Source organism: Pseudomonas sp. TE21435 (genome assembly GCF_056279265.1).
This window is the reverse complement of sequence record NZ_JBWBQZ010000001.1, coordinates 705,596-720,849: the sequence shown is the minus strand read 5'-3', so window position 1 is coordinate 720,849 and position 15,254 is coordinate 705,596. Positions and strand designations below refer to the sequence as shown.

The following is a 15,254-nucleotide window of genomic DNA, read 5'->3' as shown; positions in this document are numbered from 1 at the left end:
GCACTCTTGCAACATCTTGAAACACGTGGCGTTTAGCCATTTGCCGATTGGCACAGCGGTTGCTGACCCCTGTTCAAGGCACATCGCCACTTATCGCAGTGGCAACAGATGCCAACCTGCACAACACGGGGCATACGGCAATGAAGAAACCAGTTGCAACATCGACCCAGGTGTTCAGGTTGTCCTCCCTCACGGCGCTGCTGCTCAGCCTGGGGATGGCCAACGTGTTCGCTGGGTCGCTTGACGACGTGAGCCAACCACCGCCCACCGACCCTTCCGCCTTCAGCGACCCGGCCGCCGACCCAGTGGCCCAGGCCGCCGCCCTGGAAGCCTTGAAATCGATGCCCGAGGCCAACGAAGGGTCGCTGGAACTGAGCAACGGTGCCTACGGCACCCGCGCCACGGTGACCAGCAACAACGTGCTGCCCCCTACCCTGCAGACTTCACGCAAGTACCCCACCAACGGCAAGCCCAGCCCGTTGTTCGGCGCCGAGCCGTTCACCCAGCAACTGCTGCTGTTCGAAGAATTCGGCCCGGAGAAACTCGACCCGGCCACCCCACCCTACAGCCTGACCTTCCCGCCCCCCGTGATCGGTGCCGCGCCCGCGCAGGACCCGGACTACGCCGCGCGCAGCAGCCCCAACGGCAATGCCCTGGAGGCGTTCCTCACCCAGCCGGGGCTGACACCGTTCCCGTCGCAGTACGCCAACGTGCTCGACCGCAACCCGTGGAAGGCGCAGATCGAGATGTTCCTCAACCGCAGCGGGGTCGGCTCGCCCGCCGAGGGCCGCCCGCCAGGAAAAGGCTGGTCGCACCAGCGCTGGAACGAGTTCTACCCACAGGCCGCCTTCAAGACCGCGCAGGCCGGCGCGCGCATCAACCAGGGCCTGCGCGACCGCAAGCAACTGCACAACTACGCCAAGGGCGAATTCGCCCCCGGCGGGCTGTACTACCAGACCTCCGACATCCCCACCACCCTGGGCACCACCAAGGGCATCGATACCCGCTTCCATCCGAAGATGCCCTTGCAGGGCCACAAGGCGCTGTGGACCTTCGACGGCACCTTCCCGGTCAAGCTGCTGATGGTGCGCTATGGCCAACCGGTGCTGATGCGCCACTACAACGCCCTGCCGATCGACCCCTCGGCCAACAACGGCTTCGGCCTGCACACCATCTCCACCCACGAGCACAACGGCCACTCGCCGGCCGAGAGCGACGGCTTCGCCAACGCCTACTTCTTCCCCGGCCAGTACTATGACTACCGCTGGCCAATCCAGCTGGCCGGCTACGACACCATCAACACCCACGCCCAGGACCCGCGCGCCGCCTTCCCCTGCGCGCCGGGCGAAACCCTGTACGTCAACGATGCCTCCCCGGGCCTCAAGACCTGCGAGAACGGCAGCATCAAGATCCGCGGCGACTGGCGCGAGACCATGAGCACCCACTGGTTCCACGACCACATGCTCGATTTCACCGCGCAGAACGTCTACAAGGGCAACGCGGTGATGATGAACTACTACTCGGCCATCGACCGTGGCAACGAGGCCCTGCAGGACGGCGTCAACCTGCGCTTCCCCAGCGGCGCGGCGATGCCGTGGGGCAACCGCGACTACGACGTCAACCTGGTGATCGCCGACAAGGCGTGGGACGCCAACGGCCAGTTGTGGTTCAACCCGTTCAACACCGACGGCTTCCTCGGCGACCAGATCCTGGTCAACTGGCAGTACCAACCCAAGCTCAAGGTGCGCGCACGCAGCTATCGGTTCCGCATTCTCAACGGCTCGGTGTCGCGCTACTTCAAGTTTGCCGTGGTGCGTGAAATCGCCGGCAACAGCGGCGAATTCAAAGGCCCGAGCGGCTCAAACGTCTCCTATGCCCGCGTGCCGTTCCACATGATCGCCAACGACGGCAATATCATGGAACACGCCGTGCCGTTCGACGGCACCCTCGACCTCAACGGCGACGGCAGCCTGCAGGACAACAACGCCATCCTGCCGCTGCAGGGCATCGCCGAGCGCTACGACATCATCATCAATTTCGCCAGGAACGGGATCAAGGTCGGCGACAAGCTTTACTTCGTCAACCTCATGGAACACGAGACCGGCAAGGGCCCGAAACAACCCATCGCCCTGGCCGACGTGCTGTCGGGCAAGTACAAGCCCGTGATCAAGCAGACCAGCAACGGCCCGGAATGGGATGGCGGCGACCCGGTGGTCGGCAAGTTCATGCAACTGATCGTGCAGCCCTACGCCGGCCAGGACCTCAGCATGGACCCAAGCCTGTATGAACCGGCCAAGCCCGGCAAGGCTGCTGGCCTGGTGATGATTCCCCTGCCGATCGACCGCAACAGCGCCAGTGACCAGGTCAAGATCAAGGCCGCCCGCCACCGCGAGTTCATCTTCGGCCGCTCCGACGGCACCGACAGCACCCCCTGGACCATCAAGACCGACGGCGGCTTCGGCTACACCATGGACCCACGGCGTATCAGCGCCGCACCGCAACTGGCCAACGAGGCCACCGACGGCGGTTTCAGCGGCGACGGCACCCTGGAAGTGTGGAAGATCAAGAACGGTGGCAATGGCTGGAGCCACCCGGTGCATGTGCACTTCGAGGAAGGGGTAATCCTCAGCCGCGACGGCAAGGCCCCGCCGGAATGGGAAAAATGGGCGCGCAAGGACGTCTACCGCATCGGCCCGGACAGCGACTCTTCGGAAGAAGTGGAAATGGCCATTCGCTTCCGCGAGTTCGCCGGCACCTACATGGAACACTGCCACAACACCCAGCACGAAGACACCTCGATGCTGCTGCGATGGGACCTCGAGCACCCCGGCCAGTTCCAGATGATGCCGACGCCATTGCCTGGCTGGGATGGCGTGGAGTATGTCAACTCCGCAGCCCTGCCGACCTTCCGCACCTCGAGCAGCGGCCCGGGCAACGACAGCAATAAGCCGCCGGTGGCGGTCAACGACAGCGCCGCGACCATGGCCGGCAGGCCGATCGTGCTCAACGTGCTGGCCAACGACACCGACCCCGACGGTAACCTGCCGCTGAGCGTCAGCAGCCTGGCCCAGCCCGACTCCGGCCAGGGCACGGTCAGCAGCAACGGCACCCAGGTCACCTACACCCCACCGGCCACCGTCGCCACGGCGTTCACCGCCAGCTTCACCTACGCCGCGCGCGACGCCAAAGGCCTCGAATCCGTGGCCCCGGCCACGGTGAGCATCGCGGTCTCGCCCGCAGTGCCAATGGACGAGATCCAGGTCAGCAGCGCTTCGGTGCAGTTGCGCAGCAACAGCCGCTGGACCTGGGAGATCTCCGGCACCACCTCGGTAGCCGCCGGCAACAGCATCCGGGTGACCACCAACACCACCAGCGGGCCGCTCGACCTGGGCCTGGCAGCGCTGAGCGCCAGCGGTTCCGGGGCGCGCTGGAAACTATCGGTAACCACTACCGGCAGCGGCCCGGCCTCGCCGCCGGCGGTAACGGTCAAGTCAGCGCTGGGGCAGAGCGTGACGGTACCGTTGAGCATACGTTGATATCGCCAAGACCCGACAGGGAATTGGCGTGGGAGCGGGCTTGCCCCGCGATGAACGCACCGCATGGCACCGGCTCTGCCGGTGTTCGCGGGGCAAGCCCGCTCCCACGCTGCCCTGGCCTGCCCCTGACCAGAGGGTAAAACCATGCCCCGCCTCTTCCGCCTGCTGCTCCTGTTGCTGCTCACCCTCAGCCTCGCCTGGTCGCTGCCCCCCAGCACCCGCGCAACGCCCTCCACCCCCTGGGGCGCCGACTACTTCCCCAACATCCCCCTGCTCACCCAGGACGGCCGCCAGGTGCATTTCTTCGACGACCTGATCAAGGACAAGGTGGTGGCCATCAATTTCATATTCACCGGTTGCGGCGACTCCTGCCCGGTGGAAACCGCCCGCCTGCGCCAGGTACAGAAGCTGCTGAGCGAGCGCGTCGGCCAGGACATCTTCATCTACTCGATCAGCATCGACCCCTACAACGACACCCCCGCCACCCTCAAGCGCTACGCGGAAAAATTCGCCATCGGCCCCGGCTGGACCCTGCTCACCGGCGAGGCCGCCGACATCGAACAGCTGCGCCGCAGCCTGGGCCTGTACATCGAAGGCCTGGAGAATGGCCGCAGCAAGGACCATAACCTCAGCCTGATAATCGGCAACCAGGCCACCGGCCGCTGGATGAAGGCCTCGCCCTTCGAAAGCCCGTACATCCTCGCCGACCGCCTGGCCAACAGCCTGCACAACTGGAAAACCGCCAGCGCCCAGCACCGCGACTACACCCAGGCCCCCGACATCCGCCCGCCGAGCAAAGGCGAGCAACTGTTCAGGACCCGCTGCTCGTCATGCCATACCCTGGGCGACGCAGAGCCAGGCGCCACCCACGGCATCGGCCCGGATCTGCTGGGGGTGACCCGGCAGCGGGACGAGGCCTGGCTCAAGCGCTGGCTGATGGAGCCCGACAGGATGCTGGCGGAGAAAGACCCGTTGGCGATGCTGCTGTTCGCGCAGTACAACCAGTTGGCGATGCCCAACATGCGATTGGGAGAAACGGAGGTGGCCGCCTTACTGGGGTATCTGGACGAAGAAACCACGCGGCTGAATGGGCAGTAAATGCCTGCTGGCAACCAGCCTGCAGCGCTTGCCAAGCGTTGTGTCCGGCATCCAGAGGGATGCGCGCTCGATGGCACTCCACACCGTCACGATTGCGACGAGAGCGGCCAGGCGAGCAGAAAACCGGCCAGGCTCAGGCACAGAATGATCCAACCGATATAAATGGGCGGCGCGGCGCCCGTACGCTGCCTGACCCCGCTGGACACCCTGATGACCGGCGCAGTGCCCAGCGTGATCAACGCCTGCAATGCCATAAGCAGGCTAGGTTGCGCGGGCTGGTAATGCCAGGCGCCCAACAAGGCAAAACCGGCGAAGGCAATGACCATCCAGCCCCAGCCAACCAAGTGGATCAATGCCAGCAGCAGTAGCCGCTGAGCGTCATCCAGATCGCGCCAACTGCGTGAAAGCGCCACGCTGTGATAGGGCATGAACTGTTTGCGCGTGCTGTAGACCACGCCCACAAACAGAACGAGCAGCAAGGCAGCGCCGTAGAAAGACGATGAAGCGACCATCAGGGTCGACATAGCATGGCTCCTGAGCGTGCACCGCCCACATGGCCAGGTGCGTGCGCCGATGATGGCGCAGGCTTCCCTCCGGCAACTACTGGCAAAACTGCCAGGTCCCCCCACCTTGACCCCTTGACCAGCGCGTCCAGCCCACTCCATGCTCGACCGCTTCCACCCCACGCTCAAGGAACGATTGCATGAAGCTGGAAACACTCGCCATCCACGCGGGCTTCAGCCCCGACCCGACCACCAAGGCGGTGGCCGTGCCGATCTACCAGACCACCTCGTTCGCCTTCGACGACACCCAGCACGGCGCCGACCTGTTCGACCTCAAGGTGGCCGGCAACATCTACTCGCGCATCATGAACCCCACCAACGATGTGCTCGAACAACGCATGGCCGCCCTCGAAGGCGGGGTTGGCGCGCTGGCAGTGGCTTCGGGCATGGCCGCCATCACCTATGCCATCCAGACCGTCGCCGAGGCCGGCGACAACATCGTCTCGGTAGCCAAGCTGTACGGCGGCACCTACAACCTGCTGGCCCATACCCTGCCGCGCCAGGGCATCACCACCCGCTTCGCCGCCCACGACGACATCGCCGCCCTCGAGGCGCTGATCGACGAACGCACCAAGGCGGTGTTCTGCGAGTCCATCGGCAACCCTGCCGGCAATATCGTCGATATCGCGGCGCTGGCCGAGGCCGCCCACCGCCACGGCGTGCCGCTGATCGTCGACAATACCGTGGCCACGCCAATCCTCTGCCGCCCGTTCGAGCACGGCGCTGATATTGTCGTGCACTCGCTGACCAAGTACATCGGCGGCCACGGCACCAGCATCGGCGGCATCGTCATAGACTCGGGCAAATTCCCCTGGGCCGATCACACGCAACGTTTCGCCCTGCTCAATACCCCCGACCCGTCCTACCACGGCGTCACCTACACCGAAGCCTTCGGCCCCGCCGCCTTCATCGGCCGCTGCCGCGTGGTGCCGCTGCGCAACACCGGCGCCGCGCTGTCGCCGTTCAACGCCTTCCTGATCCTGCAAGGCCTGGAGACCCTGGCCCTGCGCATGGAGCGCCATACCGAGAACGCGTTCAAGGTTGCCCGCTACCTGCAGGAACACGACCAGGTGGCCTGGGTGAAATACGCAGGCCTGCCCGATCACCCCGAGCACCAACTGGCCCAGCGCTATACCGGCGGCAAGCCGGCCTCGATCCTGTCGTTCGGCATCAAGGGCGGCCAGGCCGCCGGGGCGCGCTTCATCGATGCGCTGCAACTGGTGGTGCGCCTGGTGAACATCGGCGACGCCAAGTCGCTGGCTTGCCACCCCGCCTCCACCACCCACCGCCAGCTCAACGACGACGAGCTGGAAAAGGCCGGTGTGCCGCGAGACATGGTGCGCCTGTCGATTGGTATCGAGCACAGCGATGACATCATCGCCGACCTCGCCCAGGCCCTGGAGGCCAGCCGCGGCTGATCCACCCGCGCCCCACCCAATACCGACGGCGGGCGCCCCCTTGCAGAACCGGAACTGCGCGCAATGACCCTCTTCTACCTGAAACTCCTCGTCACCCCGCTGCTGATGTGGGCCATCTCACTCGCTTCGCGGCGCTGGGGCGGCCTGCTCGGCGGTTTGCTGTCTGGCCTGCCGATCACCTCGGCGCTGGTGATGACCTTCCTGTGCCTGGAGCAAGGCACGGCCTTCGCCCTGGGACGCGGTGCCGGGTGCGTTGGGCGGCCTGGCCGCGGTGCAGGCCACCTACACCTTCTACCTGTTCGCCACGCGCAAGCTCGGCATCGCTGCGGCGGTATCGCTGGCGATCCTGTTCTATGGCCTGGCGGCCTATGCCTTCACCCACTGGGGTGGGCTGTACCTGTCGATCGGCGTGGCGCTGCTGCTGATCGGCGTGCTGATTCGCGCCAGTGGCCGCGAACCCAAGCCCGATACGCTTGCCCAGCCCCGACACCGCTATTGGGAGATCCCCCTGCGCATGGTGTCCGCCACCGCGCTGCTGATGCTCACCACCAGCCTGGCCAGTTGGCTGGGGCCGGCAACCAGCGGGATGCTGGCGCCGATCCCGGTGATTGCCTGGCCGTTGGTGGTGTTCGCCCATGTACAGGGCGGCCGCGCCGGGATGGCAGCGATGGTGCGGGGCAATGCCATCGGCGCGGTAGGGGTGATTGCGTTCTATCTGGCGATGGCGGGGTTGCTCGAACACACGGGCGTCGCCATTACCATGCTGGTTGCGATGGCGACCGCCGTTGGCCTGACCATCGCCCTGGCAGCACTATTGAAAGGGCGCACCTAACTGCCGTAATCGACGGCACATCGGTATCGCCGACATTGATACCCCGTACCGCGTCTTGCGCCAGGGCCTGGGCCCCTTCGAAAATTCAATGATGGCAAACTGGCATTCCGCCAAACCTCGACAATACTGGCTCGACACATGGATTCCTTGCCCACAACAACAAAAGGGAATTTGCGATGAGCCAGCCCCAACCCTTGGACGTCGCCATCATCGGCGGCGGTGTCTCCGGTACCTACAGCGCCTGGCGCCTGCAACAGGCACACGGCGACAGCCAGCGTATCCAGCTATTCGAATATGGCGACCGCATCGGCGGGCGGCTGTTCAGCGTCAAGCTGCCCGGCCTGCCCAACGTGGTCGCCGAGGTGGGCGGCATGCGCTACATGCCCGGCGCCGACGGCCATGTGATGGTCGACACCCTGGTGCAGCACCTGGGCCTGCCGAGCAAGGACTTCCCCATGGGCAACGAACTGCCCAAAGACGCGCCCATCGGCGCCCAGGACAACCTGTTCTACCTGCGCGGCCAGCGCTTCCGTTTCCGCGACTTCGTCGAGGCGCCGCACAAGATTCCCTACGACCTGGGCTGGACCGAGCGCGGCTACAACCCCGAAGACCTCCAGGTCAACGTGATGAACAGTATCTACCCCGGCTTCGACAAGCTGAGCCTGGCCGAGCAGATGCAGGTGCAGGTGTTCGGCAAACCGATCTGGCGCTACGGCTTCTGGGACCTGCTCTACCGCGTGCTGAGCAACGAGGGCTACCAGTTCATGAAGGACGCCGGTGGCTACGAGGCCAACGTCGCCAACGCCAGCGCCGTGACCCAGCTGCCCGCCACCGAATACAGCGACGCCACCGTGTTCCGCACGCTCAAGGATGGCTTCCAAAGCCTGCCGCTGACCCTGGCCCAGCGCTTCAGCGAACAGGCCGGCGGCCTGGTGCCCGCCGACCAGCGCATCCAGATGAACCGCCGCCTGGCCGCCCTGAGCTACAGCGACGACACCGAGTACCCCTACCGCCTGCACCTGCGCCACACCGAAACCGTCAACGGCAAGACCCACGACCTCGAAGGCGAGGACATCGTCCACGCCCGCCAGGTGATCCTCGCCCTGCCGCGCCGCGCGCTGGAGCTGATCGACTCGCCGCTGTTCGACGATCCATGGCTCAAGGACAACCTCGGCTCGGTGCTGGTGCAGTCGGCGTTCAAGCTGTTCCTGGCCTACGAGCAACCCTGGTGGCGCAACCTGGGCCTGGTGGCCGGGCGCTCGGTCACCGACCTGCCGATCCGCCAGTGCTACTACATGGGCACGGAGTGCGATCAGGCCGGTGGCGAGAACACCTTCAACTCGCTGCTGATGGCCTCCTACAACGACATCGGCACCGTGCCGTTCTGGAAAGGCCTGGAAGACGGCCCCGAATTCATCGGCTACACCCCGCGCAGCCTCGAAGGGCGCATCGCCAGTGACGCGGTGGTGCCGCGCACGCAGTTCCAGATCAGCGACGAGATGGTGCGCATCGCCCAGCGCCAGGTCACTCAGCTGCACGCCCAGGTCGAGCTGCCGGCACCCTACAGCGCCGTGTACCACGCCTGGGATGCCGACCCCTACGGTGGCGGCTGGCATGAGTGGAAGGCCAACTACCGCCTGGACCTGATCATCCAAAAGATGCGCCACCCGGTTAAGGACCAGCAGGTGTTCATCGTCGGCGAGGCCTATTCCTATGGCCAGGGCTGGGTCGAAGGCGCGCTGACCACCGCCGAGTCCGCCTTGCAGGAGTTCTTCGAACTGCCGCGCCCCAACTGGCTGCCGGCCTCCTACCAACTGCTGCCGACCCCGGCACCGGAAGAGATCGACTACGCCACGCCGCCAATGCCCGGCCACGCGCCGCAGGTGCTCGAAGCAATCACCCAGGCCATCTGTGCGGGGGTCAAGCCATGAGCACCTTCACCGTAGCCGACTACCTGCTGACCCGGCTCAAGGAACTGGGCCTGGACAAGGTGTTCCAGGTGCCGGGGGATTATTGCTCCAGGTTCATGAGCGCGCTGGACGCCTTCGACGGCATCGACGCCGTGGGCGAAGTCTATGAGATGGGAGCCGCCTACAGCGCCGACGGCTACGCCCGGGTGCACGGCCTGGGCGCGGTGTCGCTGCAGTACGGCGTGGGCACCTTCAGCGCGGTGAACGCCATCGCCGGCGCCTACGTGGAGCGCAACCCGGTGGTGGTGATCTCCGCCAGTCCCTCGACCAGCGACCGGCTCAAGGCCAATGCCCAGAACGTGCTGTTCCATCACTCCACCGGCAACTTCGAGGCCGACCGCAACGTCCTGGAGCAGGTGACCGTGGCCTGCGAGATCCTCGCCGACCCGCACCGCGCGCCCTGGCAGATCGACAACGCGCTGATCGCCGCCCTCACCCACCGCCAGCCCATTTACCTGGAAGCCTACCAGGACATCTGGGGCGCCGAGGTCAGCCGCCCCCACGGCCAGCTGACCCCAGCCCCGCGTCCGTCCAACCCCCAAGCCTTGCAAAGCCTGGTCGAGGCCACCGTGCAACGTCTGGCCACGGCGCGCCAGCCGCTGGTGCTGCTGGGCGTGGAAATCATCCGCTACGGCCTGCAGGACGCCGTGCAACGCCTGATCGACAGTTGCGGCCTGCCCTTCTCCACCACCCTCGACGCCAAGACCGTGCTCGACGAAAGCCAGGCGCCGTTCATCGGCACCTACGCCGGCCCCGCCTCGCGCCCGGAAACCTCGGCCCAGGTGGATGCCTGCGACTGCATCCTGGCCATCGGCGTGATCTTCACCGACGACTACCTGGACCTGCTCAAGGCCCGCTATGGCGAAATCGTCCAGGTGAACTGCGAGCTGGCCCGCGCCGGCGCCGACTACTACCCCAACGTGCGCCTGCCCGACTATGTCGACGCCCTGCTCAAGGCCCTGAAGGTGGACACCCAGTTCCCCCGCCCAGGCACGGCCCTGGCCGCCTCGCGCCCGCTGCTGGGCAGCGGCGCGGTGCCCAGCGCGCTGAGCTATGCAAGCTTCTTCGACAGCCTGGTGAACTTCGCCCAGGAGCATCGCCTGTGGCAGACCAGCACGCTGATCCTCGGCGAAAGCTCGTCGCTGTACGTGGCCAGCAACATCAACGGCATGCCCCGCGGCAGTTTCATCTCCGATGCCATCTGGGGCTCGCTCGGCCACGAGACCGGCTGCGCCCTGGGCGTGGCGCTGGGCAGTGGCCGGCGCCCGGTGGTGGTGGCCGGTGATGGCGGGTTCATGATGGTCAGCCAGTCGCTGGCGGCGCTGGCGCGCAACAGGGTCAATGCCGTGGTGTTCGTGATGAGCAACCAGGTGTATGCGATCGAGCAGGCCTTCGTCGACCCTGATGCGTTCACGCCCGAAGGTGAATTCGCGCCGTTCGATACCCTGCCAGCGCTGGACTACACCGCGCTGGCCAGCGGGTATGGCGCGCTGGGGTATCGGGTGGAAACGGTGGACGAGCTGGAGCGCTTGCTGCCGCAGTTGCTGATGGTGGTGCAGCGGCCAGTACTGGTGGAGGTGAAGATTGCCGAGAAGGACTTCGCCGAGCAGATCAAGCGGTTGGCCGGGGTAAGTTGATTGCACGGCTGATCGCTTGCCTGCAGTAAACAAAAAGCCGCTTTCGATTGCTCGAAAGCGGCTCTTGCGTTTGCAGCGCTGCTCAACTGTCACCCTGTTCCTTGCTTGCCGGCAACTGCCCGTCGATCATCGCCTTGGCCATCCCGCTGAGGTAGTACGTTGCGCGCATCAGCGTCTGTGCCTGTTTCGGCTGGCTCAACGCCTGGTACGTGAGCGCGGTGATACAGCCCAGGATGATCGACGTTTCCTGCAGCACCTCGGCCGTCGGCAACCCCGGTATCGCCTGCACCCAGTCGCGTACCGACCGGCGTCGGGTACGGCCGACCAGGCTGACGATTTTCAGTTCGCCGCTGCCCTTTGCTTGTTCGTCCTTGTCCATGACCCACCCCCTGAAAAATGAAAGAGCCCGCCGCGTCTCACCGCCCGGGGCCAGCGGGCCAAACCGCGCGATCCTTGCGCGGCGCTCTGCCCAAAGGCCCGGCCAACCCCGGACGGCGAAACACGACGAGCAGGGCGAGACTAAAGGGCCTACCCACTCGCTACAACGGCCCGACGAGTGGAAAAGGTACCTTTAGGAAAAGGACTACACGAACAACGGAAGAATGGCTGTAGGACCTACAAAATCTGCCTGAGCAAGCGGCCGCATAAGTCCATCGCAAGGCACGCACCTACAGAACTGTGCGCTGCCCTGCTTCGCCACTTCAGGCTAGGATGACACCTCGCCCCTCCAGGCCCAGCCACCGCCATGCCCAGAACAAGTAAAGTCACCGACCCGTCCTACGAGCTGATGGACGACCACGAAGGCGCCTCGCTGATCTACCGCCAGCACGGTTTCCCCAGCCCGCTGGTGCGCTGGCACTTCCACAAGGAATACGAGCTGCACCTGATCGTGGCCAGCGCCGGCAAGGTGTTCATCGGCGACTACATCGGCAACTTCGCCCCCGACACGCTGTTCCTCACCGGCCCCAACCTGCCGCACAACTGGATCAGCCAGGTCGGCCCCGACGAGGTGGTGGGCAAGCGCGACATGCTGGTCAACTTCACCGACCAGGTACTTGAACACGGCAGCCAGGTGTTCGCCGAGCTCAACCAGCTGGCCCCGCTGCTGGCCCGGGCGCGCTATGGCATCGAGTTCCGCGACCCGGCATTGATCAACGAGAGCCGCCAACTGCTGCAACGCATCGCCGACAGCCGCGGCATGACCCGCCTGGGATACTTTTTTATCCTCATGGAACAGCTCGCCGCCTGCGAGGACTACCAACTGCTGTCCACCGTGACCTCTTCGCAGCTGGCCGACGAACACAACGTCGAGCGCATCAACCGGGCGGTGGACTACATCTTCCAGCACTACGCCCAGGACCTGACCCAGAACCAGGTCGCCGAGCACCTGGGCATGACGCCGACCTACTTCTCGCGGTTTTTCAAGCAAGCTGCCGGGCGCGGCTTCGTCGAGTTCGTCAACCGGCTGCGGGTGAGCAAGTCGTGCGAGCTGCTGGCCAAGGGCGAGCTGCCGGTGACCGAGGTGTGCTTCGAATCGGGCTTCAGCAACCTGTCGAACTTCAACCGGCGCTTCCTGCAACTCAAGGGCATGACCCCTTCCGACTACCGCAGCCTGGTGACCCAGCGGCTGACCGAGCAGAACCGCGCCTGAGCCTTGGGGCTGCGTTGCAGCCCATCGCCGGCAAGCCGGCTCCCCCCCCGACCGCAGCGCCTTCAAGCCAGCGCCATCCCTGTGGGAGCCGGCTTGCCGGCGATGGGGCGCGCATCGGCCTCTGTCCAAGCACTGCAAAAAAGTATCAGCCAAGGTGCAGGCGAGGCTTTGTCGGCATCGCCGTGCACGGGTGTAATCAGCGCCGAGCGATACAAAAACAATAAGGGAGTTCACTGATGAACGACTCGATCAAGGCCTGCCTGGCCGCCGCCTGCCTCAGCCTGCCGCTGCATGCCCAGGCCGCCGACACCCTGACCATCGCCACGGTCAACAACAACGACATGATCCGCATGCAGCGCCTGGCCAAGGTGTTCGAGCAGCAGCACCCGGACATCCAGCTCAAGTGGGTGGTGCTCGAAGAGAACGTGCTGCGCCAGCGCCTGACCACCGATATCGCCACCCAGGGCGGCCAGTTCGACGTGCTGACCATCGGCATGTACGAAGCCGCGCTGTGGGGCGCCAAGGGCTGGCTGGCACCGATGACCGACCTGCCCGCCGACTACAACCTCGACGACGTGTTCCCCTCGGTACGCAACGGCCTCTCGGCCAATGGCACGCTGTACGCCCTGCCCTTCTACGCCGAAGCCTCGATCACCTACTACCGCAAGGACCTGTTCCAGCAAGCCGGCCTGAGCATGCCCGAGCAACCGACCTGGACCCAGCTCGGTGAGTTCGCCGCCAAGCTCAACCACCCCGACCAGGGCCAGTACGGCCTGTGCCTGCGCGGCAAGGCCGGCTGGGGCGAGAACATGGCGCTGATCGGCACCGTGGCCAACGCCTTCGGCGCGCGCTGGTTCGATGAGCAATGGAAACCCGAGTTCAGCGGCAGCGAGTGGAAGAACGCGCTGAACTTCTATGTGAACACCCTCAAGCAATACGGCCCGCCCGGTGTCTCCAGCAACGGTTTCAACGAAAACCTCGCGCTGTTCAACAGCGGCAAGTGCGCGATGTGGGTCGACGCCAGCGTCGCCGGCTCGTTCGTCACCGACAAGACCCAGAGCAAGGTCGCCGACCAGGTCGGCTTCACCTTTGCGCCCAAGGAAGTCACCGACAAGGGCGCCACCTGGTTGTATTCCTGGGCACTGGCGATCCCCACCAGTTCCAAATCCAAGGACGCCGCCAGAACGTTCGCCACCTGGGCCACCTCCGAGGCCTACGGCAAGCTGGTGGCCGAGAAAGAAGGCGTGGCCAACGTGCCGCCCGGCACCCGCGCCTCGACCTACAACGACGCGTACCTGGCCGCCGCGCCATTCGCCAAGGTCACCCTCGAATCACTCAAGCGCGTCGACCCCAACCACCCCACCCTCAAGCCAGTGCCCTACGTGGGCATCCAGCTGGTGACCATCCCCGAGTTCCAGGCCATCGGCACCCAGGTCGGCAAGCTGTTCGCCGCCGCCCTCACCGGGCAGATGAAGGTGGAGCAGGTGCTGGCTGCCGCCCAGCAGTCCACCGAACGCGAGATGAAGCGCGCCGGTTACCCCAAGTAACCCCTACCGCCACCAACCGCGCCGAACCCCGGCGCGGTGACCGCCCCTTTTTGCCGCACACGGAGTCGCCATGAACACATCGGCCCTCGACACCCCGAGCCTCGCCACCGCGCGCCCCGGCAAACGCCGCGTCGGCCCCGGCTGGTTCCTGGTCAGCCCTTCGGTGGCGCTGCTGCTGTTGTGGATGATCGTGCCCCTGGGCATGACCCTGTATTTCTCGCTGATCCGCTACAACCTGCTGTACCCCGGCGAAAACCAGTTCGTGGGCCTGGAGAACTTCGCCTTCTTCGTCACCGACGCGGGCTTCGTGCCCGGCGCCCTGAATACCCTGACCCTGGTCGGCAGCGTGCTGGCGATCAGCGTGGTGCTCGGCGTGCTGATCGCCGCGCTGCTGGAGGCCGGCGAGTTCTGGGGCCGCGGCGTGGTCCGGGTGCTGCTGATCTCGCCGTTTTTCATCATGCCCACGGTCAGCGCGCTGCTGTGGAAGAACCTGATCTTCCACCCGGTGTCGGGCATCCTCGCCGCCGTGTGGCGCCTGTTCGGCGCGCAACCGGTGGACTGGCTGGCGCACTACCCGCTGCTGTCGATCATCCTGATCGTCTCGTGGCAGTGGCTGCCGTTCGCCATCCTGATCCTGATGACCGCCATGCAGTCGCTGGACCAGGAACAGAAGGAAGCCGCGCGCCTGGATGGCGCAGGCCCCTTGGCGATCTTCTGGCACCTGACCCTGCCGCACCTGGCGCGGCCCATCGCCGTGGTGGTGATGATCGAGACCATCTTCCTGCTGTCGGTGTTCGCCGAGATCTTCACCACCACCAGCGGCGGCCCCGGATACGAGTCCACCAACCTCGCCTACCTGATCTACAACCAGGCGCTGCTGCAGTTCGACGTCGGCATGGCCTCGGCCGGTGGCCTGATCGCCGTGCTGATCGCCAATATCGCCGCCATCGTGCTGGTTCGCATGATCGGCAAGAACCTCACCGCGCGCAGCTGAGGAGCCCG

Annotated in this window: 10 protein-coding genes and 1 pseudogene; 9 read left to right on the top strand and 2 right to left on the bottom strand. The window is 65.5% G+C overall.

Features of this window, described 5'->3' with window-relative positions; all coding sequences use genetic code 11:
- Window positions 1-140: 140 nt before the first annotated feature.
- Entirely contained in the window at window positions 141-3,536 is a 3,396-nt protein-coding gene (locus ACZ9C1_RS03340; protein WP_277503492.1) for an Ig-like domain-containing protein, read from the top strand.
- A 144-nt stretch (window positions 3,537-3,680) separates the two neighbouring features.
- Window positions 3,681-4,634 carry an SCO family protein gene (locus tag ACZ9C1_RS03335; protein WP_277503491.1) on the top strand — a complete coding sequence of 318 codons (954 nt, stop codon included), beginning with the start codon at window positions 3,681-3,683 and terminating at the stop codon, window positions 4,632-4,634.
- 86 nt (window positions 4,635-4,720) lie between these two features.
- On the opposite strand, the gene ACZ9C1_RS03330 is transcribed toward ACZ9C1_RS03335, so the two are convergent.
- Entirely contained in the window at window positions 4,721-5,158 is a 438-nt protein-coding gene (locus ACZ9C1_RS03330) for a hypothetical protein (protein WP_277503490.1), read from the bottom strand.
- Between the two features lie 179 nt (window positions 5,159-5,337).
- On the opposite strand from ACZ9C1_RS03330, the gene ACZ9C1_RS03325 reads away from it, so the two are divergent.
- The 4 genes and pseudogenes from ACZ9C1_RS03325 (at window position 5,338) to ACZ9C1_RS03310 (ending at window position 11,054) form a co-directional block, all read left to right on the top strand.
- Entirely contained in the window at window positions 5,338-6,615 is a 1,278-nt protein-coding gene (locus tag ACZ9C1_RS03325) for a bifunctional O-acetylhomoserine aminocarboxypropyltransferase/cysteine synthase (RefSeq protein WP_102685020.1), read from the top strand.
- A gap of 63 nt (window positions 6,616-6,678) precedes the next feature.
- Window positions 6,679-7,447, top strand: a pseudogene (locus ACZ9C1_RS03320) (hypothetical protein).
- 176 nt (window positions 7,448-7,623) lie between these two features.
- Window positions 7,624-9,378, top strand: a complete 1,755-nt coding sequence (locus tag ACZ9C1_RS03315; protein WP_198754858.1) for a flavin monoamine oxidase family protein — start codon at window positions 7,624-7,626, stop codon at window positions 9,376-9,378.
- Window positions 9,375-11,054 carry an alpha-keto acid decarboxylase family protein gene (locus ACZ9C1_RS03310; RefSeq protein WP_102685024.1) on the top strand — a complete coding sequence of 560 codons (1,680 nt, stop codon included), beginning with the start codon at window positions 9,375-9,377 and terminating at the stop codon, window positions 11,052-11,054. Before ACZ9C1_RS03315 ends, ACZ9C1_RS03310 begins: the two co-directional genes overlap by 4 nt.
- Before the next feature lie 82 nt (window positions 11,055-11,136).
- Here the strand turns inward: ACZ9C1_RS03310 and ACZ9C1_RS03305 are convergent, their stop codons facing one another.
- The gene (locus ACZ9C1_RS03305) at window positions 11,137-11,433 is read right to left on the bottom strand and encodes a DUF3077 domain-containing protein (protein ID WP_102685025.1); all 297 of its coding nucleotides are present in this window, start codon (window positions 11,431-11,433) and stop codon (window positions 11,137-11,139) included.
- A gap of 366 nt (window positions 11,434-11,799) precedes the next feature.
- Between ACZ9C1_RS03305 and ACZ9C1_RS03300 the strand changes: the two genes are divergently transcribed.
- The 3 genes from ACZ9C1_RS03300 to ACZ9C1_RS03290 all read left to right on the top strand — a co-directional run bounded on the left by ACZ9C1_RS03300 (window position 11,800) and on the right by ACZ9C1_RS03290 (window position 15,246).
- Window positions 11,800-12,705, top strand: coding sequence for an AraC family transcriptional regulator (locus tag ACZ9C1_RS03300; RefSeq protein WP_139671506.1), 906 nt, complete (start codon window positions 11,800-11,802; stop codon window positions 12,703-12,705).
- 236 nt (window positions 12,706-12,941) lie between these two features.
- On the top strand, window positions 12,942-14,252 hold the full coding sequence (locus tag ACZ9C1_RS03295; protein WP_476253584.1) for an ABC transporter substrate-binding protein: 1,311 nt from the start codon (window positions 12,942-12,944) through the stop codon (window positions 14,250-14,252).
- A 70-nt stretch (window positions 14,253-14,322) separates the two neighbouring features.
- Window positions 14,323-15,246 carry a carbohydrate ABC transporter permease gene (locus ACZ9C1_RS03290; protein ID WP_102685028.1) on the top strand — a complete coding sequence of 308 codons (924 nt, stop codon included), beginning with the start codon at window positions 14,323-14,325 and terminating at the stop codon, window positions 15,244-15,246.
- Window positions 15,247-15,254: the final 8 nt, after the last annotated feature.

Bases quoted from the DNA above. Each gene is read 5' to 3' on its own strand.
- ACZ9C1_RS03300 (WP_139671506.1), top strand. From the start codon at position 11,800: ATGCCCAGAACAAGTAAAGTCACCGACCCGTCCTACGAGCTGATGGAC.
- ACZ9C1_RS03330 (WP_277503490.1), bottom strand. From the start codon at position 5,158: ATGTCGACCCTGATGGTCGCTTCATCGTCTTTCTACGGCGCTGCCTTG.
- ACZ9C1_RS03310 (WP_102685024.1), top strand. From the start codon at position 9,375: ATGAGCACCTTCACCGTAGCCGACTACCTGCTGACCCGGCTCAAGGAA.
- ACZ9C1_RS03325 (WP_102685020.1), top strand. From the start codon at position 5,338: ATGAAGCTGGAAACACTCGCCATCCACGCGGGCTTCAGCCCCGACCCG.
- ACZ9C1_RS03315 (WP_198754858.1), top strand. From the start codon at position 7,624: ATGAGCCAGCCCCAACCCTTGGACGTCGCCATCATCGGCGGCGGTGTC.
- ACZ9C1_RS03305 (WP_102685025.1), bottom strand. From the start codon at position 11,433: ATGGACAAGGACGAACAAGCAAAGGGCAGCGGCGAACTGAAAATCGTC.
- ACZ9C1_RS03340 (WP_277503492.1), top strand. From the start codon at position 141: ATGAAGAAACCAGTTGCAACATCGACCCAGGTGTTCAGGTTGTCCTCC.
- ACZ9C1_RS03335 (WP_277503491.1), top strand. From the start codon at position 3,681: ATGCCCCGCCTCTTCCGCCTGCTGCTCCTGTTGCTGCTCACCCTCAGC.
- ACZ9C1_RS03290 (WP_102685028.1), top strand. From the start codon at position 14,323: ATGAACACATCGGCCCTCGACACCCCGAGCCTCGCCACCGCGCGCCCC.
- ACZ9C1_RS03295 (WP_476253584.1), top strand. From the start codon at position 12,942: ATGAACGACTCGATCAAGGCCTGCCTGGCCGCCGCCTGCCTCAGCCTG.